The sequence below is a fragment of the Sphingobium sp. TB-6 genome, from assembly GCF_012927365.1.
GTDB lineage: Bacteria > Pseudomonadota > Alphaproteobacteria > Sphingomonadales > Sphingomonadaceae > Sphingobium.
Map to the genome: position 1 here is coordinate 26,051 of NZ_JABBGL010000005.1, position 18,828 is coordinate 44,878.

The following is an 18,828-nucleotide window of genomic DNA, read 5'->3' on the forward strand; positions in this document are numbered from 1 at the left end:
TTCCTCTCGAAATTGGACCATGACGAGGAATGAGAGATGAAGACCCGCGCCGCCGTCGCCTTTGAAGCGAAGAAGCCCCTGGAGATCGTCGAGGTCGATCTGGAAGGCCCGAAGGCGGGCGAGGTTCTGGTCGAGATCATGGCGACGGGCATCTGCCACACCGACGCCTACACGCTGGACGGCTTCGACAGCGAGGGCATCTTTCCCTCGATCCTGGGCCATGAGGGCGCGGGCATCGTGCGCGAAGTCGGCGTGGGCGTGACGTCTGTGAAGCCGGGCGACCATGTGATCCCGCTCTACACCCCCGAATGCCGCCAGTGCAAAAGCTGCCTTTCGGGCAAGACCAACCTGTGCACAGCCATCCGCGCGACCCAGGGCAAGGGGTTGATGCCCGACGGCACGACCCGTTTCAGCTATAAGGGCCAGCCGATCTTCCATTATATGGGTTGTTCGACCTTCTCCAACTTCACCGTCCTGCCGGAGATCGCGGTGGCGAAGATCCGCGAGGACGCGCCGTTCCAGTCGAGCTGCTATGTCGGCTGCGGCGTCACCACCGGCGTCGGCGCGGTCGTCAACACGGCCAAGGTGCAGGTCGGCGAGAATGTCGTGGTCTTCGGCCTGGGCGGCATTGGCCTCAACGTCATCCAGGGCGCGAAGATGGTCGGCGCGGACAAGATCATCGGCATCGACATCAACCCGGACCGCGAGGAATGGGGTCGCAAGTTCGGCATGACCCATTTCCTCAACAGCAAGGGTCTGTCGCGTGAGGAAACCGTCGCGAAGATATTGGAGATCACGGACGGCGGCGCCGACTACAGCTTCGACGCGACCGGCAATACCGAAGTGATGCGCACCGCGCTGGAATGCTGCCATCGCGGCTGGGGCGAAAGCATCATCATCGGCGTGGCCGAAGCGGGCAAGGAGGTGAGCACCCGCCCGTTCCAGCTCGTCACCGGCCGCGTCTGGAAGGGCACGGCCTTCGGCGGCGCCAAGGGTCGCACCGACGTTCCCAAGATCATCGACTGGTACATGAACGGCAAGATCGAGATCGATCCCATGATCACCCACGTCCTCACGCTGGAGGAGATCAACAAGGGATTCGACCTGATGCACGCGGGCGAGAGCATCCGCAGCGTCGTGCTGTTCTGAACGGCAGATCTACCCGCCTGCACGGCAGGCAAAGTGTGGCCTGCGCCAAGTTCCGACCAGATAGTGGAGGCGCTTAAACCCCGCCGACGCGCCGATTTCAAGACAAGCAAGGAGGAATATATGGCAGTGATTTCCGGTGACGGCATATTCAGCCATGTTTTCATTGGCGCAGCCGATGTTGATGCTTCGGCCAAATTCTACGATGCTGCGCTTGGAGCGTTGGGCATCGGGAATCTCGGGCCGTTCGGCAATGGCTGGATTCTCTATGGCAAGGAGAAGCCTGCGTTCATCATCGCCAAGCCCGGCAATGGCGAAGCTCCATCGAGCAACGGCGTGACGATCGGTTTTGCCGGTGCCACTCCGGCGCAAGTCGATGCCTTCCACGCCGCCGGTCTGGCCAATGGCGGCACGGATGAGGGCGCTCCAGGCGCTCGCAGCCATCTGCCCGGCGCCTACGCCGCTTATCTCCGCGATCCTGCCGGCAACAAGGTCGTCAGCTACGCCTTCACGGACGGACACTGATCCCATGACATTGGAGCAGGTCAGCGCGAACAAGGCCTTTGGCGGGGTGCAGGGCGTGTATCGCCACGCATCCTCCGCAACGGGCACCGAGATGACCTTCTCGGTCTATGTGCCGCCTCATGAGCAAGGGGCGAAACTGCCGGTCGTCTGGTATCTGTCGGGGCTGACCTGCACCCACGCCAATGTCACTGAAAAGGGTGAGTTCCGTGCGGTTTGCGCGGAACTGGGCCTGATCTTCGTCGCCCCGGATACCAGCCCGCGTGGCGAGGACGTGGCGGACGATCCGGACGGCGCCTATGATTTCGGTCTGGGCGCCGGATTCTACGTCGATGCGACGCAGCATCCCTTTGCGGCCCATTATCGCATGTGGTCCTATGTGACCGAGGAACTGCCCGCGCTGGTCGCGGCGCATTTTCCCGCCGCCATGGAACGCCAGTCGATCATGGGGCACAGCATGGGCGGCCATGGCGCACTCACCATCGGGCTAAACCATCCCGACCGGTTCAGGGCGGTATCGGCCTTCGCGCCGATCGTCGCGCCGGGCAGGGTGCCCTGGGGACGGAAGGCGCTGGGCGGCTATCTGGGTGAGGATGTTGCGGCATGGCGGCGGCATGACGCGGTCGCGCTGATCGAGGATGGCGCTCGCGTCCCTGCGCTGCTGGTCGATCAAGGCATGGCCGACAATTTTCTCGAACAGGAATTGCGTCCCGAACTGCTGAAGGCGGCCTGCGAGACGGCGGGCATCGACCTGACGCTGAACCTGCGCGAAGGCTATGACCACAGCTATTATTTCATTTCCACCTTCATGGCCGACCATCTGCACTGGCACGCGGCTCGGCTCGTTAAGGACTGATGAGCGAGACTGTGCTGTCCCTTTATTATGATGCCTTCAACCGCGGCGATGCCACGGCGATGCTGGATCTGCTGACCGATGATGTGGTGCACGAACCCTCGCAGGGCGAGCCGCGTCACGGCAAGGCGGCCTTCGCGGCGTTCCTCGACCATATGAACCGCTGTTACAGGGAACGGGTGATCGACCCCGTTTTCCTGACCTCCGCCGACGGCGCGCGCGCAGCGGCGGAGTTCCATCTGGAGGGTGAATATCTTCAGACCGACAATGACCTGCCGCCCGCGAACGGACAGCGGTACCGTTTGCGGGTGGGCGCGTTCTTCGAAATCGTGGACGGTCGGATCGCCCGCGTCAGCAACCATTATAATCTGGCCGACTGGCTGCGGCAGGTGAGCGGCGCGGCATGACGACCGATCTTGTCGCGCCGCTGGTGATCGAGCGGATCGGCCGGGACGATATGTCCCTGCGCGCGCTCGCCACCCTGCGGATGACGGTGTTTCGCACCTGGCCTTATCTTTATGATGGCAGTCTGGATTATGAGGCCGGCTATCTGGCGGAATTTCTGAGTGACGCTGATGCGATCCTCATCGTCGCGCGAGTAGGCGAGATTCCAGTTGGCATGGCGACAGCCTCGCCCATGGCAACGCAGTCCGATGCGATCAAGGCCTCCTTCCTCGCAGCGGGCGTTGATCCCCGCGCGGTCCATTATTTCGGGGAATCAGTGCTGCTGCCGCAATTTCGCGGGCAGGGCATCGGCCATCGCTTCTTCGATGAACGGGAGGCGGCGGCAAAGGCGGCGGGCGCGGATTGCGCCGCATTCTGCGCGGTGGCGCGCGAAGAGAATGATCCCCGCCGCCCCGCAGGAGTCCGGGATTTGGCGGATTTCTGGCATAAGCGAGGCTACCGCATTGCCCCACTTCTGGTTGAAGAATATTTCGCGGGAGAACGGGGCAACGACCTTGGGGTCGGCAGTCCCTTCGCGGAATTGACCTAAGGGACTTTACCGCTTGCGATTTCAACGCCTATTGCGGTTCCATGACAGAGAATATGCCACAAGGACGCGCCGCCGCGACGGTGGTCATCCTGCGTCATCGACCGGGCGCGGCGCCGGAAATCCTAATGATGGAACGGGCGTCGAGCATGGCCTTCGCGGCGGGCGCGCTGGTCTTTCCGGGCGGAGCGGTGGATGTCGGCGATCATGCCCTGGCCGCGAAAATCGCCGGCGGCCTGCCGCTGGACGAAGCGGCGGCGCGCATCGCCGCGATCCGCGAGACGCTGGAGGAAAGCGGCCTGGCCATCGCCTTCACCCGTCCGCTGGAGCCGGACCGGATCGGCGCCATGCGGCGGGCGCTGGCGGAGGGAGCGGGCCTTGGAGACATTCTGGGCGCGCATGGGCTGGAAGTCGCGCTGGATGCGCTGGTCCCCTTTGCCCGCTGGCATCCAGCCCGACTGGAACATGCACGGCGCGTGTTCGATACCCGCTTCTACCTCGCCCGGGCGCCGGAGGGACAGGCGGCGAGCGTCGATGAAACCGAAAATGTGCAGCTTTTCTGGAGCGGCGCGACGGAGACGCTGGAGCGTTGCGATCGGGGGGAAGGACAGGTCATCTTTCCGACGCGGCGCAATCTGGAGCGGCTGGCGCAATTCGGCAGCTTCGATGATCTGGCGGCGCATGCCCTGTCGATCCCGGTCGAAAAGGTGACGCCCTGGTTCGAGGAGAGAAATGGAGAGAGGCATCTCTGCATTCCCGGTCACCTTGGCTATCCGGTGACGTCGGAACCAGCGGGAACCGTCCGGCGTGTCTGAAGCATGCGCCGGGTCCATGCCTTTTCCGCGCCGCCTCGTTCGTCTCGCGGCGGTTGGTGCTGGCGGCCTGTCGTGATGACTAACCCGATATCGCCTCTCGAACCGGGCGCGTGAAAGGCGTACACTCCGCCCGTCTTCAGATGGGGAGGATGCCATGCCGCAATATGTGATCGAACGGGACATGCCGGGCGTCGGCCAATTGTCGGGCGATCAGCTCAAGGGTGCGTCGCAAGGGTCTTGCAATGTCCTGCGCCAGCTTGGCCCGGATATCCAATGGGTCCACAGCTATGTGACGGATGACAAGATCTACTGCGTCTATCGCGCCCCCAGTGAGGAACTGATCCGCCAGCATGCGGAAATGGCTGGCTTCCCGGCCAACAGCATCGCTCAGGTGCGCGCGACGATCGATCCGACGACGGCGGATTAAAGCGTTCAGGGACTGAGTGCGTGGGAGCGGTGTCACCAAATGGGTAGAAGACGGACAGTCGTTGACGTGCTCCTGCGGAGGCAGGAGCCCAGTTCCGCCGTCTGATCTGGGTTCCTGCCTTCGCAGGAACACGGTGCACTCAATCGCTGAAAATGGCCCATTTCAACCACAGGCCAATCCCAATAGGGCTACTGCCCGAAACCCGCCGAGCGCGCCAATGCCACGGCTTCCCTTGCCGCAGCGAGCAGCGCGCCGCTCTTCGCTTCGCATTCGCGCTGTTCATATTCCGGCGTCGAATCCGCCACGATGCCCGCGCCCGCCTGGACATGCATCACGCCATCCTTGAGCACAGCGGTGCGCAGGACGATGCAGCTATCCATATTGCCGTCCGGCCCGAAATAGCCGACACCCCCGGCATAAGCCCCACGCGTCTCCGGCTCCAACTTCGCGATGATCTCGCAGGCGCGCACCTTGGGCGCGCCTGAAACCGTGCCCGCCGGGAAGCCCGCGAACAGCGCGTCCAGCGCATCCTTCTCCGGCGCCAGCCGCCCCACGACATTGGAGACTATGTGCATGACATGGCTGTAGAATTCGACGGTATAGCTGTCCGTCACGGTGACGGTGCCCGCCGCCGCGACCCGGCCGACATCGTTGCGGCCGAGGTCGAGCAGCATCAGATGTTCCGCCCGTTCCTTGGGGTCAGCCAGCAGGCTTTCTCGGTTGGCGGCGTCCTCGACGGCATTCTTGCCGCGTGGGCGGGTGCCGGCGATCGGGCGGATGGTGACTTCGCCGTCGCGCGCCCGGACCAGGATTTCCGGGCTGGATCCGATCAAGGCAAAGCCGGGCAGGTCGAGATAATAGAGGAAGGGCGAGGGGTTGATCCGCCGCAATGCGCGGTAGAGCGCGATCGGCGGCAGGGTGAAGGGGCTGGTGAAGCGCTGCGCCAGCACGACCTGAAAAATGTCGCCCGCGACGATATAGTCCTTCGCCTTGTTGACCATGGCGGCATAGCGGCCCGGCTCCAGCACCGGCGTCACCGCGACATCGGCAATCTCGGCCGGGGCGGTCTGTACGGGCAGGGGCGCCGCCAGCCGCGCAGCAATGGCGTCGATCCGCTCCAGCGCCTGTTCCACGGCGCGATCGGCGTCGGCAAAGCTGCCCTTCCACACCGGCGCGACCAGAAAGAGCGCGTCGGCCAGCCGGTCGAACACCAATATGACCGTCGGCCGCACGAACAGCATGTCGGGAAGCGCGATGGGATTTTCCGCGGGGCGGGGCAGCTTTTCGACCAGCCCGACCGTCTCATAGCCGAAATAGCCGACCAGACAGGCCAGAGCAGCGGGTAGTGCCGGATCAAGCTCCGCCCGGCACTCCGCGACCAGCGCCCGCAGCGCATCCAATGCGTCCACGCTTTCCGGCACAAAGGCTTCCCGGTCGGTCGCCCATTGGCGGTTGATCTCGGCCGCATGGCCCTGCGCCCGGAAAACGAGGTCGGGGGCCAGCCCGATCAGGCTGTAGCGGCCCCGCACCGCGCCGCCTTCGACCGATTCCAGCAGGAAGTCGCCGCGATCGGCCTCGAACAATTTGAGCGCGGCGGAAATCGGCGTGTCGGTATCAGCGATCTGGCGCCGCCACACCAGCGCGGATTGCCCCGCCGCCAGTGCCTTGCGCGCGCTCTCGATGCCGTCCATCCCTGCCGGTCCCCCCGCAACCATCTTACTGACCGCCATTATTGGCGCTGGCGAGAGCGCGCTGGACGCTGGCCACCGCATTGGCGTTGCGCTTGACGCCCAGCTCCTTCTCGACGGCGCGCTCGAACTGCTGGCCATATTCCTGGCCGACGACGTCGCTGAGCTGGTCGCGGACCTGATTGACCAGCGCCTTGTCGCTGCCCGCGTCACCGCGCTTGATGGCGTTCAACTGCACCACGAAATAGCCGCGATCCTGCCCGGCGGGCAGCGTCTTCACGCTGTTGGGCGCCATGGTGAACAGCATCGCGACCTCGGCGGGCGGACGCTGCCCGTCGCGCATGATGTCGGCGCGGCGACCACCCACCACCTGAGGCTTGGGCAGGGCGACACCGGCGGAGGCTACCGCCTCCTCCAGCTTCATGCCCTTGGCGACCTTGGCGCGGATCTGTTCGGCCAGCGCCTTCGCCTTCTCATTGCCCTGGGCGAGCTTGTACTGCATCGCCACCAGCGCCTTGACCTTGGCGAGCGGCGGCGGCGCGGCGGCTTGGATGTCGCCGGGCGCGGCCAGCGCATAGCGCTTGTCGGCAGCGATCGGGATCAGTTGCGCATCGTCATCCTGGCTCATCCCGAAGACGGGGGCGAGCAGCGGCTTCACATCGGGGGAGAGCTGATAGGCCGCATCCTCGACCTGCTTGCCGGAGGAAACGAGGAAAGGCGTGGTCTCCAGCTTCAGGCCATTATCCTTCACCACTTCCTCGAAGCTGCCGCCATTGGCGATCTGATCCTCGATCTTGCCGGTGAAGTCGTTCAGCAGCTTCTTTTCCTTCTGCGTCCGCAGCGTGGCGACGATTTCGCTCCGCACGGCTTCCAGGGCGCGCGCGGGCGTCGACTTGACGGCCGTGACGCGCAGCAGCGCCCAGCCCAGCGACCCGCGCATCGGGCCGACCAGCTCGCCCTGCTTCGCAGCAAAGCCCGCATTGGCCAGAGCGGCGGAAGAAGCGGCAGTCAGCGCCTCACGGCTCTGGTCGGTCAGCTCGGACACGGAGAGACCAGCGCCCTGCGCCGCGGCGGCGAGCGACTTGCCGCCCTTCACCTGATCTGCAATCGCCTTGGCGCCTGCCTCGGTCGGCAGGATCAATTGCTCGAAGCTGCGGCTTTCCCTGGCGGCATAGGCGGCCTTGTTCTGGTTGTAGGCGGCCGCGATCTCCGCCTCGGTCGGCTGTGCCGCCTGGGTGAAGCGTTCGGCATCGATCACCGCGTAGCGGATGCGGCGCTGTTCCGGAATCGTGTAGCGCGCGGCATTCTGCTTGTAGAAGTCATTGAGTTGCGCGTCGGTCGGATCCTTGATGTCCCTGAATGCGCTGGCGGGAACGACGGCGATGGTTCCCTGGCGCGCCTCCAGCAGCAGCGAGGCATAGGGCAGCACCATGGAGTCGGTCAGCTTCACGCCCAGGCCCAGGGGGGCGAGCATCTGCCGCTCCAATATTTCGCGGCTGATATCGTCGCGCAGCGCCTGTTCCGTGATCCGTTCCCGCAGCAGCAATTGCCGGAAATTCTCCTGGCTGAAATTGCCCGCCGCGTCCTGAAAGGCCGGGATCTGCGCGATCTGCGCGTCGACCAGCCGCTTGGAAATATGGACCTTCTGGTCGCCCGCATATTCCTTCAGCGTCATCGATGCGACGAGTTGATCATAGACTTGCGCTCCGCCGCCTTGGGCCAGGAAATCGCTGATCTGAAGGCCCGGATTGGAACGGCGCGCATTTTCGAACACGCGCTGCACCCGGTCCTGAAATTCCGTCATCGTCAGGCGCGATCCGCCCGCCTTCGCCGCGGTTTCTCCGGCGCCCAGCGACGTGCCGAACTTGCCGCTGGTGAGGTCCCCCATGATGAAGGCGGCCGCGACGATCCCAAGGAAGATCAGGGCCGCGAAGGCGCCGAATTTGGAGTGGATGAAACGGCGAAAGACTGAAAGCATGGAGGAAAGTCCGTAAATGCGGCTTTGATGGCGGCCCGCTTTAAGGGCGGATCGTCGCGTGGGCAAGGGGCGCGACGGGCGCAAGGCTGGACAAATGCCCGTGCGCCGTTCATCGGCTCGGCCAACTCGACGGTTCGCATTGGAGAGCGGCGCCGTTGGGCACCGTGCAGCAATAACCATAAGGGGAAAGATCGATGAGCAGGCGGAAGCTGGTTGTCGGGAACTGGAAGATGAACGGCCTTCGTGCCCAATTAGGCGAGGTGGAGGCGATCGGCGGCCTTGCGCGCGAATATCCGGCGGTGGATGTCGGGCTGTGTCTGCCCGCGACGCTGATCGCGGCGGCGGACGGCGTGAAAGGCGCGGCCTTCGTCGGCGCGCAGGATTGCCATATGAAGGCGAGCGGCGCGCAAACCGGCTGCCTTTCCGCTGCGATGCTGGCGGAGGCCGGTGCGAGCTGGACCATCGTCGGCCATAGCGAGCGGCGGCAGGACCAGGGCGAAACGGATGCCGATGTCGCGGCGAAAGCACTGGCGGCGAAGGCGGCGGGGCTGAAGGTCATCCTCTGCGTCGGCGAAAGCCTCGACGTCCGGGATGCGGGCAATGCGGAGGCGGTCGTATCGGCGCAATTGCTGGCATCTTTGCCGGACGGGGCGGCGGCGGACTGGCTGGCGATCGCCTATGAACCGATCTGGGCGATCGGCACGGGGCGAATCCCGACGATGGAAGCGGTCGCCGCCATGCACGCCGCCCTGCGCGCCGCGCTGGCGAGCCGGATCGGCGGGGAGGCCGATGGGATGCGAATCCTCTATGGCGGGTCGATGAACGGCGACAATGCGGCGGAGCTTCTGGCGCTGGCCGATGTCGACGGCGGCCTGATCGGCGGCGCAAGCCTGACGGCGGAGAAATTCGCTCCGGTAATCGCAGCGGCCGCCTGAATAAGCCCTCTGCAGGCGGGAGGGGAGAAGAGGGGCGGTTGCCCCCGCGCCCCTTCATCGCTATGTGCGCGGCAACGCACCCATTACCAGACAGAGTTCGCCCCCATGTTCACCTTCATCCTCGTCGTGCAGGCCATTGTCGCTGCTCTGCTGGTCACCGTCATCCTGATGCAGAAGTCGGAAGGCGGCGGCCTGGGCGTCGGCGGCAGCCCGGCGGGGTTCATGTCTGCGCGCGGCGCGGCCGATTTCCTGACCCGCTCGACCACGATTCTTGCCGCTATCTTCGTGACTCTGTCGGTCGTGCTGGCGGTCATCGCATCGATCCAGCACCGCCCGAGCGACATCGACACATCGCTCGTGAAGCAGGCGCCCAGCGCTCCGGCGACCGCTCCGGCTCCGGCCACCGGCAATGATCCGCTGGCCGGCGCTGCGGGCGCGGCGAGCAGCAACGCTGCAAATGGTGCGGTTCCGCTCGCGAACTGAACGACTTAACCGTCAATTTCGCTTTTTTTGCTCGCGCGTGGATTCGCGCGCTTGCTTAACTCGTTTGTAAAAGGCTAAGCCTCTCCTCCCATGGCGCGGTATATTTTCATCACCGGCGGCGTGGTCTCCTCGCTTGGCAAGGGCCTGATGGCCGCTTCGCTTGCAGCTTTGTTGCAAGCGCGAGGTTTCCGTGTGCGCATTCGGAAATTCGATCCCTATCTCAACGTCGATCCGGGCACGATGAGTCCGTATCAGCATGGCGAAGTCTATGTGACTGATGACGGGGCGGAAACCGACCTCGACCTTGGCCATTATGAGCGCTTTACCGGCGTTTCGGCGCGGCAATCCGACAATGTGACCCAGGGCCGCGTCTATCAGACCATCATCCAGCGCGAGCGGCGCGGCGACTATCTGGGTGCGACGGTGCAGGTGATCCCGCACGTCACTGACGAGATCAAGGCCTTTGCCCTCGCCGAATCCGACGATCTGGATTTCGTGTTGTGCGAGATTGGCGGGACGGTGGGCGACATCGAATCGCTGCCCTTCATGGAGGCGATCCGCCAGCTTCATAATGATCTGGGGCGCAGCCAGTCGATTTTCGTCCATGTGACGCTGGTCCCCTATATCGCGGCGGCGGGCGAGCTGAAGACCAAGCCGACCCAGCATAGCGTGCGCGAACTGACCTCGCTCGGCATCCAGCCCGACATATTGCTCTGTCGCTGCGAACATCCGTTGCCGGAGAGCGAGCGGCACAAGATCGCGCTGTTCTGCAACGTCCGGCCCGAAGCCGTCATCCCGGCGCTCGACGCGAGCAGCATCTATGCCGTGCCGACGCAATATCATGCCGAGGGGCTGGACGATGAAGTGCTGCGCGCTTTCGGCATGGAGGGTGCGCCCGAGCCGAAGCTCGACCGCTGGCACGACATCATGGACCGCCAGCAAAATCCCGAGGGCGAAGTCACCATCGGCGTGGTCGGCAAATATGTCGGCCTGCCCGATGCCTATAAGTCGCTTCACGAAGCCCTACACCATGGCGGTTTCGCCAACCGGGTGAAGGTCAACATCAAGTGGATCGACGCCGAATTGTTCGAGGAAGAGGGGGCGGACATCGCCGCCCGGCTTGAGCCGATGCACGGCATCCTCGTCCCCGGCGGCTTCGGCGTGCGCGGGTCGGAGGGCAAGATCGCCTCGGTCAAGTTCGCCCGCGAGCGCAATGTGCCTTTCTTCGGCATTTGCCTGGGCATGCAGATGGCCTGCATCGAGGGCGCGCGGAACACGGCGGGCATCGACAATGCCTCGACCACCGAATTTGGCGAAACCAGCGAGCCGGTCGTCGGCCTCATCACCGAATGGATGAGCAAGGAAGGCCTGCAAAAGCGCACGGCGGAGACCGATCTGGGCGGCACGATGCGTCTGGGCGCCTATCCGGCCAAGCTCACCGGCAACAGCGTCGTGTCGGGCATCTACGGCGCGAGCGAGATCAGCGAGCGGCACCGCCATCGCTATGAGGTCAATGCGGGCTATCGCGAACCGCTGGAAAAGGGCGGCCTGATCTTCTCGGGCATGTCGCCCGACGGCATGTTGCCGGAAATCGTCGAGCGGCCGGACCATTCCTGGTTCGTCGGCGTGCAGTTCCACCCGGAACTCAAGTCCAAACCCTTCGACCCGCATCCGCTGTTCGCCAGCTTCATCGAAGCGGCGGTCAAGCAGAGCCGGTTGGTTTGATTGCATGTGTCATCCCAGCGAAAGCTGGGATCTCGTGCGGCTATGTCTCGCGCTTCGGCTTGAGACCCCGGCTTTTGCTGGGATGACGATATCAGGCAGGCGTCAGCTTCAATAACCGTCCCTGCGACCCATCCTTGCCATCCTCCAGCAGCCAGAGCGCGCCATCCGGCCCTTGCTCCACCTCCCGGATTCGCGCGCCCATGTCCCACCGATCGGCTTTGACGGCCTTGTCTCCGTCCAGCTTCACGCGCACCAGCGACTGGCTCGACAGCCCGCCGATGAACAGCGAATTCTTCCACTGCGGGAACAGGTCGCCCGAATAATAGACAAGCCCACCGGGCGAGATCACCGGATTCCACCAGAGCTTTGGCGCTTCGAACCCGTCGCCCGGCTTGTGATCGGGAATGTCGCGCCCATCATAATGGCTGCCGTTGGAAGCGAGGGGATAGCCATAATTCAGCCCCGGCTTGATCAGATTGAGTTCATCCCCGCCTCGCGGCCCCATTTCCTGCTCCCAGAGCCGCCCGTCCTTGTCGAACGCGATCCCCAGCAGGTTGCGATGCCCATAGGACCAGACCGCCGGATGAAATCCCTTGGCCGCCAGCGGATTGCCCGCCGCAGCCGTCCCATCCAAATTCAACCGCAGCACCTTGCCCAATGTCGATTTCGGATCCTGCGCCGGATCGAATTTCTGCCGCTCGCCATTGGTGAAGAACAGATATTTCCTATCCGGGGAAAAGGCGATTCGCCCCGAATAATGGCCGTTGCCGTCGACATATTGGCTGGCACGGAAAATCACCTTCACGCCATCCAGCTTCGTCGTCCCGTCGCTTGCCTGATGGAAGGTGCCGGTGGCGAGCGCCACACCCTTGCCGCCCTGTCCGGTTTCGGAGAAGCTGAAATAAACCCTCTTGTCCTGCGCAAATCCGGGCGCCAGCACGACATCCATCAGGGCGCCCTGGCCTGCGCTGTCGACCTTCGGCATTCCCGCGACGGGAATTTTCGTTCCGTTTCCCGGATCGAACAGGATTATCTCGCCGGCCTTCTCGGTAATCAACATCCGCCCGTCCGGCAGGAAGGTCATCGCCCAGGGAGAATCGAAATCGGCAATCACCGACGTCTTGAATGGCTTGTCCGTCGAGGCGGCGCTATTTTGCCCCACGGCATTGTCCGGCGAACAGGCGATAAGCGCCAGGGGCAGGGCGGTCAGGGCGAATTGGCGCATCGAATCTCCTCTCGTCCGGGCATGAAATGCCCTGCAACAAATGTTGTTGCAGCAGCGCGGCATCCCGCCTATATCGCCGTTGCTTCCTTACATCGTCAAACATGTCGGGGTCGCAGGCAAGAGCCTGCGGCGACGAAGAAGCTGCACATTTGCTTTTGGAGACTGCATGGCGGACATCGCCGAACTGACAGCCCTGATCGAACCGGAGGTGAAAGCCCTGGGCTTCGCCCTCGTGCGCATCAAGCTGTTCGGATCGGGCGACGAATATACGCTGCAGATCATGGCCGAACGGCCGGAAACGAAGCAGCTCGTCATCGAGGATTGCGCCACCATCTCCCGCCGCCTCTCGGACGTGCTGGACGAAGCCGACCCGATCGAGGAGGCCTATCGCCTCGAAGTCAGCTCGCCTGGCATCGACCGTCCGCTGACCCGCCTGCACGATTTCATCGAATGGGCCGGGCATGAGGCGAAGATCGCCGCCGCCGAAACCGTCTCGGGCCGCAAGAGCTTCCGGGGCGTGCTGAACGGCGTCGAGGGCGAGGACATATTGTTCACCGACGTCAAGGCCGGTGAAGTGGTCATCCCTTTCGCGCTGGTCGGGGATGCCAAGCTGATACTGACCGACGCGCTGATTGCTGCTAGTATGCCGCTCTCCTCCGATGGGGCGGACGAGTTCGAAACCGAAGAATAAGGGTTCACGACCATGGCCAACGCCATTTCCGCCAACAAGGCCGAACTGCTCGCCATTGCGAACAGCGTCGCCAGCGAGAAGATGATCGACAAGGCGATCGTCATCGAGGCGATGGAAGACGCGATCCAGCGCGCCGCCCGCGCCCGCTATGGTGCGGAAAACGACATCCGCGCCAAGCTGGACCCGGAGACCGGAGACCTGCGCCTGTGGCGCGTCGTCGAGGTGGTCGAGGCTGTGGACGACTATTTCAAGCAGGTCGATCTGCGCCAGGCGCAGAAGCTGAAGAAGGATGCCGTGATCGGTGACTTCATCGTCGACCCGCTGCCCCCGATCGACCTGGGCCGCATCGACGCCCAGTCGGCCAAGCAGGTGATCTTCCAGAAGGTCCGCGACGCCGAGCGCGAACGCCAGCATGAGGAATTCAAGGACCGCGTGGGTGAGATCATCACCGGCGTCGTGAAATCCGTCGAATTCGGCCATGTCGTCGTCAATCTGGGCCGCGCCGAGGGCGTCATCCGCCGCGATCAGCAGATTCCCCGCGAAGTCGTCCGCGTGGGCGACCGCATCCGCTCGGTGATCCTGAACGTGCGCCGCGAAAATCGCGGGCCGCAGATTTTCCTCAGCCGCGCACACCCCGAATTCATGAAGAAGCTGTTCGCGCAGGAAGTGCCCGAAATCTATGACGGCGTGATCGAGATCAAGGCCGCCGCCCGCGATCCGGGCAGCCGCGCCAAGATCGGCGTCATCAGCCGCGATTCGAGCATCGACCCGGTCGGCGCCTGCGTCGGCATGAAGGGCAGCCGCGTGCAGGCCGTCGTGCAGGAAATGCAGGGCGAAAAGATCGACATCATCCCCTGGAGCGAGGACACCGCGACCTTCGTCGTCAACGCGCTTCAGCCCGCGCAGGTCGCCCGCGTCGTCATCGACGAGGAAGAGGAACGCATCGAAGTCGTCGTGCCCGACGATCAGCTCTCGCTCGCCATCGGCCGTCGCGGCCAGAATGTCCGTCTGGCCTCGCAGCTCACCGGCAAGGCCATCGACATCATGACCGAGGCCGACGCGTCCGAGAAGCGCCAGAAGGAATTCGTCGCCCGCTCCGAACTATTCCAGAACGAGCTGGATGTGGACGAGACGCTCTCGCAGCTTCTGGTGGCGGAAGGCTTTGGCGAGCTGGAAGAAGTCGCCTATGTCGGCGTCGAGGAACTGGCCGCGATCGAGGGCTTCGACGAAGACCTCGCCGCAGAATTGCAGAGCCGCGCGCAGGAAGCGCTGGATCGCCGCGAAGCCGCTGCCCGCGAAGAGCGCCAGGCGCTGGGCGTCGAGGACGCGCTGGCCGGCATGCCGCACCTCACCGAAGCCATGCTGGTGACGCTGGGCAAGGCGGGCATCAAGACGCTGGATGATCTGGCCGACCTCGCCACCGATGAGCTGATCGCGAAGAAGCGCGTCGACCAGCGCCGCCGCCGCAACGAAAGCAGCGAGGACAAGGGCGGGATTCTGGCCGAATATGGCCTGAACGAAGAGCAGGGCAATGAGATCATCATGGCCGCCCGCGCGCACTGGTTCGAAGACGAGGAAGCGTAAGAACAGATGCCCTTTGTCGACATCCGTCTGGCCGGAAACGCCACCCGTGAGCAGAAGGCGGCTATCGTCGCTGACGTCACCCAGTCGCTTGTCGAGCGGCTGGGGAAGTCGCCTGCTGCCGTGCAAGTGGTGATTTCCGAGATTTCGACGGAAAATTATGGGTCGGGCGGGCAGCTTATCGCTGACCGCGTGCCGGCCTCCAAACCTGGGGAGGACGCCAATGCTGCGGTCACTTCCCAATGAGAGGCTGAACGCCGACATCGCTGTTCGGCTGATGGGCTCCTGCGAAGGCAGGAGCCCATCCCCGCCGTCGCATCTCCTCGATAGCGCTGAACTGGGTTCCTGCTTTGGCTTGCGCTGCCCTTCGGGTCGCAGGAACATGGCAGTTGGCGGGGAGGCGCTGGCATGACCGAACGCAAATGCATTCTGTCCGGCGACCGCGCCGACCCGGAAATGCTGGTGCGCCTCGCCTGCGGCCCCAATGGCGAAATCCTGCCCGACATCCGCGCCAAAGCCCCCGGCCGGGGCGCCTGGATCGGCGTCACCCGCACCGAACTCGAACAGCCGCACATGAAAGGCAAGCTCAAGGGCGCACTGGCCCGCGCCTTCAAGACAGGCGAGTTGCAAATCCCCGACACGCTGCCCGCCCTCATCGAGGACGGCTTGCGCAAGGCTCTGCTGGACCGTCTGGGGCTGGAGGCGAAGGCTTCCATGGTCCTTACAGGTTCGGAAAAGATCGATGTCGCTTGCCGCAAAGGGGACGTGACCCTCTTGCTTCATGCCGCCGATGCGGCTGCAGACGGCAACCGCAAGCTCGATCAGGCGCTCCGCGTCGGGCAGGAGGCGGAGGGCACCGATTTGGCGGGCATCGTCTTGCCTGTGGACCGACACGCCCTATCTATGGCAATGGGGCGGGACAATGTCGTCCATATCGCAGTGACCGACTCGCGTGCGGCGTCGCGTCTGCGTGCGGCCATAGGCCGCTTGGAAAGCTATCTGGGTTGCGCTAACGAGGCGCCGGTGCATGGGGAGCAGGACTCTGCCGGTGCGCTGGGCGCCTGAAGTGGTTGTTGGAATTGAAAGGCGCCGGCGGGCCTTACCAGCCGGGTTGATGTGAAGGGTATAGTTCAGTCGTATGAGTGACAGCAAGGAAGACAAGCCGGTTCTGGGCCGCAAGCCGCTGGGGATCAAGCGCACGGTCGAGTCCGGTCAGGTGCAGCAGCAGTTCAGCCATGGCCGCAAGAATACGGTCGTGGTTGAGGTGAAGCGGCGCCGCATCCTGGGCAGGCCGGGTGAAGCCGGCGCCTCTGCGCCTGAGCTTCAGGCCGATCCCGCGCCTGCGCCTGTCGCTCCGGCGGCTCCGGCTTCCCCGCCGCAGCAGACTCGCGCGCCGCAGCCTGCCGCTCCCGTGCGCCAGTCGCCGCCGCAAAGCCTGATGTCGCGTCAGGAATTGCAGGCCAAGCTGCTGCGCGAGGCGGAAGAGGCCCGGATGACCGCGCTGGAAGATGCGCGCCGCCGCGAGGATGCCCAGCGTCTTGCCGCGACCGAGGAAGAAAAGCGCCGAGCCGAGGAAAATCGCTTGGCTGCCGAAGCCGCTGAGGCGGAAGCCACGCGTCAGGTCGAGCAACAGGCCAAGGCTGTCGAGGAAGTCGACGAGGCTCCGGCCGCGCCTGCGCCAACCGAAGAAGCTGCGCCTGCCGCCGAAGCCGCGCCCGCTGCCGCCGATCAGAAGCCGGCAACGCCCGGCGCCTCCGCCATGCCTCCGCCGCGCCGCTTTACCCCGGTCGCGCCGGTCAAGCGTCCGGAACCGGCCAAGCCCGACCGCGCCAAGCGTGGCGACGACAATCGCCGTCAGGCCGGCAAGCTGACCGTGACCCGCGCTCTGGCGGACGACGACAGCGCTCGCGCCCGCAGCCTCGCCGCGCTCAAGCGCGCCCGCGAGAAGGAACGCCGCGCCCATTATTCGGGCGGTGCCCAGGCTCGCGAAAAGCAGTCGCGCGATGTGGTCGTGCCGGAAAGCATCACCGTTCAGGAACTCGCCAACCGTATGGCCGAAAAGGGCGCGGATCTGGTGAAGGCTCTGTTCAAGATGGGCACTGCCGTCACGCTCAACCAGCCGATCGATCAGGATACGGCGGAATTGCTGGTCGAGGAATTCGGTCACCGCATCCAGCGCGTGTCCGATGCCGACGTCGAAATCGGCATCGAAGGCGATGTCGACGCGCCCGAGACGCTGAAGCTCCGTGCGCCGGTCGTAACCATCATGGGCCATGTCGACCACGGTAAGACCTCGCTGCTCGACGCGCTGCGCGGGACCGATGTGGTCGCGGGCGAAAGCGGGGGCATCACCCAGCATATCGGCGCCTATCAGGTGACGACCAAGGGGGGCGACGTCATCACCTTCCTCGATACGCCGGGCCACGAAGCCTTCTCTGAAATGCGCGCGCGCGGCGCCAACGTCACCGACATCGTCATCCTCGTGGTGGCGGCCGATGACGGGCTGATGCCGCAGACCATCGAAGCCATCAACCACACCAAGGCCGCTGGCGTCCCGATGATCGTGGCGATCAACAAGTGCGACAAGCCGGAAGCCAATCCGCAAAAGGTGCGCGAGCGTCTTCTGGAGCATGAGATCGTCGTCGAGGATATGGGCGGCGACGTGCAGGACGTGCAGGTATCGGCGCTCAAGAAGACGGGTCTGGACGAGCTGATCGAGAAGATTCTGCTCCAGGCCGAGGTCATGGAACTGACCGCCAACCCCGAACGCGCTGCCGAAGGCAATGTGATCGAGGCGCAGCTCGACAAGGGCCGTGGCGCGGTTGCCACCGTGCTGGTCCGCAGGGGCACGCTCAAGGTCGGCGACACCTTCGTCATCGGCGCGGAGAGCGGCAAGGTGCGTGCTCTGATCAATGACAAGGGCCAGAATGTGAAGACCGCCGGTCCCTCGACTCCGGTCGAGGTGCTGGGTCTTTCGGGTGTTCCCATGGCGGGCGACCAACTCACCGTCGTGGAAAATGAAGCCCGCGCCCGCGAAGTCGCCGCTTACCGTCAGGAACAGGCGACCAAGAAGCGCACCACCACCGCTCCGACCAGCTTCGAGCATATGTTCTCGGCGCTGAACACGACCGTCATCGAATATCCGGTGGTGGTGAAGGGCGACGTGCAGGGTTCGGTCGAAGCGATCGTGTCGTCGCTCAACCGCATCTCGACCGACGAGATCAAGGTGCGCATCCTGCATTCGGGCGTCGGCGCGATCACCGAAAGCGACGTCACGCTGGCAGCCGCCAGCCGTGCGCCGCTGATCGGCTTCAACGTCCGTCCCAATGCCAAGGCGCGTCAGTTGGCGGAGCGCGAGAAGATCTCGCTGCGCTATTATGACGTGATCTACGACCTGCTCGAAGAAGTCCGTGGCGAAATGGCGGGCCAGCTCGCGCCGGAGCGTATCGAAACCATCGTCGGCCGGGCCGAGGTGCTTCAGGTGTTCCCGGCGGGCAAGAAGGACAAGGCGGCCGGTCTGCTCGTCCTCGACGGCATCATCCGCAAGGGTCTCAATGCGCGCCTTACCCGCGACGATGTCATCGTGTCGCGCACCCACATCGCCTCGCTGCGCCGCTTCAAGGACGATGTGTCCGAAGTCCGTGCAGGCATGGAATGCGGTGCGGTGTTGCAGGACACCAACGACATCAAGCCCGGCGACACGCTCGAACTGTTCGAGGTCGAGGAACGCGCCCGCACGCTGTAACCATCGAATGAGCTACCCCGGTG

18 protein-coding genes are annotated in these 18,828 nt (G+C 64.3%); 15 read left to right on the forward strand and 3 right to left on the reverse strand.

The features are described 5' to 3' along the window. The first annotated feature begins 36 nt into the window (after positions 1-36). The 7 genes from HHL26_RS08545 (at position 37) to HHL26_RS08575 (ending at position 4,754) form a co-directional block, all read left to right on the forward strand. Entirely contained in the window at positions 37-1,149 is a 1,113-nt protein-coding gene (locus tag HHL26_RS08545) for an S-(hydroxymethyl)glutathione dehydrogenase/class III alcohol dehydrogenase (protein ID WP_066559002.1), read from the forward strand. Between the two features lie 120 nt (positions 1,150-1,269). After that, positions 1,270-1,671, forward strand: a complete 402-nt coding sequence (locus tag HHL26_RS08550) for a VOC family protein (RefSeq protein WP_066561877.1) — start codon at positions 1,270-1,272, stop codon at positions 1,669-1,671. A gap of 10 nt (positions 1,672-1,681) precedes the next feature. Further along, positions 1,682-2,524 carry an S-formylglutathione hydrolase gene (gene fghA / locus HHL26_RS08555; protein ID WP_066561875.1) on the forward strand — a complete coding sequence of 281 codons (843 nt, stop codon included), beginning with the start codon at positions 1,682-1,684 and terminating at the stop codon, positions 2,522-2,524. Beyond that, positions 2,524-2,928: a ketosteroid isomerase-related protein gene (locus HHL26_RS08560; RefSeq protein WP_066559000.1), complete on the forward strand. Its 405-nt coding sequence runs from the start codon at positions 2,524-2,526 to the stop codon at positions 2,926-2,928. The genes fghA and HHL26_RS08560 overlap by 1 nt, the downstream gene beginning before the upstream one ends. Beyond that, positions 2,925-3,515 carry a GNAT family N-acetyltransferase gene (locus HHL26_RS08565; protein WP_082748620.1) on the forward strand — a complete coding sequence of 197 codons (591 nt, stop codon included), beginning with the start codon at positions 2,925-2,927 and terminating at the stop codon, positions 3,513-3,515. Before HHL26_RS08560 ends, HHL26_RS08565 begins: the two co-directional genes overlap by 4 nt. Before the next feature lie 41 nt (positions 3,516-3,556). Then, a complete protein-coding gene (locus tag HHL26_RS08570; protein ID WP_066558998.1) occupies positions 3,557-4,327 on the forward strand; it encodes an NUDIX domain-containing protein in 771 nt (256 codons plus the stop codon). A gap of 154 nt (positions 4,328-4,481) precedes the next feature. After that, positions 4,482-4,754 carry a DUF4242 domain-containing protein gene (locus HHL26_RS08575; RefSeq protein ID WP_066558995.1) on the forward strand — a complete coding sequence of 91 codons (273 nt, stop codon included), beginning with the start codon at positions 4,482-4,484 and terminating at the stop codon, positions 4,752-4,754. Positions 4,755-4,942: 188 nt separating this feature from the next. Here the strand turns inward: HHL26_RS08575 and trpE are convergent, their stop codons facing one another. Then, positions 4,943-6,445 carry an anthranilate synthase component I gene (trpE, locus tag HHL26_RS08580; protein WP_066558992.1) on the reverse strand — a complete coding sequence of 501 codons (1,503 nt, stop codon included), beginning with the start codon at positions 6,443-6,445 and terminating at the stop codon, positions 4,943-4,945. A gap of 25 nt (positions 6,446-6,470) precedes the next feature. After that, complete coding sequence (locus HHL26_RS08585) at positions 6,471-8,420, reverse strand: peptidylprolyl isomerase (RefSeq protein WP_066558990.1); 1,950 nt, start codon at positions 8,418-8,420, stop codon at positions 6,471-6,473. Between the two features lie 194 nt (positions 8,421-8,614). On the opposite strand from HHL26_RS08585, the gene tpiA reads away from it, so the two are divergent. From tpiA to HHL26_RS08600, 3 genes are all read left to right on the forward strand, one after another. Next, entirely contained in the window at positions 8,615-9,355 is a 741-nt protein-coding gene (tpiA, locus tag HHL26_RS08590) for a triose-phosphate isomerase (RefSeq protein WP_066558983.1), read from the forward strand. Positions 9,356-9,460: 105 nt separating this feature from the next. After that, entirely contained in the window at positions 9,461-9,838 is a 378-nt protein-coding gene (secG, locus tag HHL26_RS08595) for a preprotein translocase subunit SecG (protein WP_066558980.1), read from the forward strand. Positions 9,839-9,928: 90 nt separating this feature from the next. Continuing rightward, positions 9,929-11,563, forward strand: a complete 1,635-nt coding sequence (locus HHL26_RS08600) for a CTP synthase (RefSeq protein WP_066558977.1) — start codon at positions 9,929-9,931, stop codon at positions 11,561-11,563. A gap of 91 nt (positions 11,564-11,654) precedes the next feature. On the opposite strand, the gene HHL26_RS08605 is transcribed toward HHL26_RS08600, so the two are convergent. Continuing rightward, positions 11,655-12,788, reverse strand: coding sequence for a PQQ-dependent sugar dehydrogenase (locus tag HHL26_RS08605; protein ID WP_066558974.1), 1,134 nt, complete (start codon positions 12,786-12,788; stop codon positions 11,655-11,657). Between the two features lie 166 nt (positions 12,789-12,954). On the opposite strand from HHL26_RS08605, the gene rimP reads away from it, so the two are divergent. The 5 genes from rimP (at position 12,955) to infB (ending at position 18,805) form a co-directional block, all read left to right on the forward strand. Next, positions 12,955-13,479: a ribosome maturation protein RimP gene (rimP, locus tag HHL26_RS08610; protein WP_066558972.1), complete on the forward strand. Its 525-nt coding sequence runs from the start codon at positions 12,955-12,957 to the stop codon at positions 13,477-13,479. 12 nt (positions 13,480-13,491) lie between these two features. After that, positions 13,492-15,063, forward strand: coding sequence for a transcription termination factor NusA (gene nusA, locus HHL26_RS08615; RefSeq protein ID WP_066558966.1), 1,572 nt, complete (start codon positions 13,492-13,494; stop codon positions 15,061-15,063). A 6-nt stretch (positions 15,064-15,069) separates the two neighbouring features. Beyond that, the gene (locus tag HHL26_RS08620) at positions 15,070-15,306 is read left to right on the forward strand and encodes a 4-oxalocrotonate tautomerase family protein (protein WP_066558962.1); all 237 of its coding nucleotides are present in this window, start codon (positions 15,070-15,072) and stop codon (positions 15,304-15,306) included. A 162-nt stretch (positions 15,307-15,468) separates the two neighbouring features. After that, the gene (locus HHL26_RS08625; protein WP_066558958.1) at positions 15,469-16,125 is read left to right on the forward strand and encodes a DUF448 domain-containing protein; all 657 of its coding nucleotides are present in this window, start codon (positions 15,469-15,471) and stop codon (positions 16,123-16,125) included. Positions 16,126-16,198: 73 nt separating this feature from the next. After that, positions 16,199-18,805, forward strand: coding sequence for a translation initiation factor IF-2 (gene infB / locus HHL26_RS08630; RefSeq protein WP_066558956.1), 2,607 nt, complete (start codon positions 16,199-16,201; stop codon positions 18,803-18,805). The last annotated feature ends 23 nt before the right edge of the window (positions 18,806-18,828 follow it).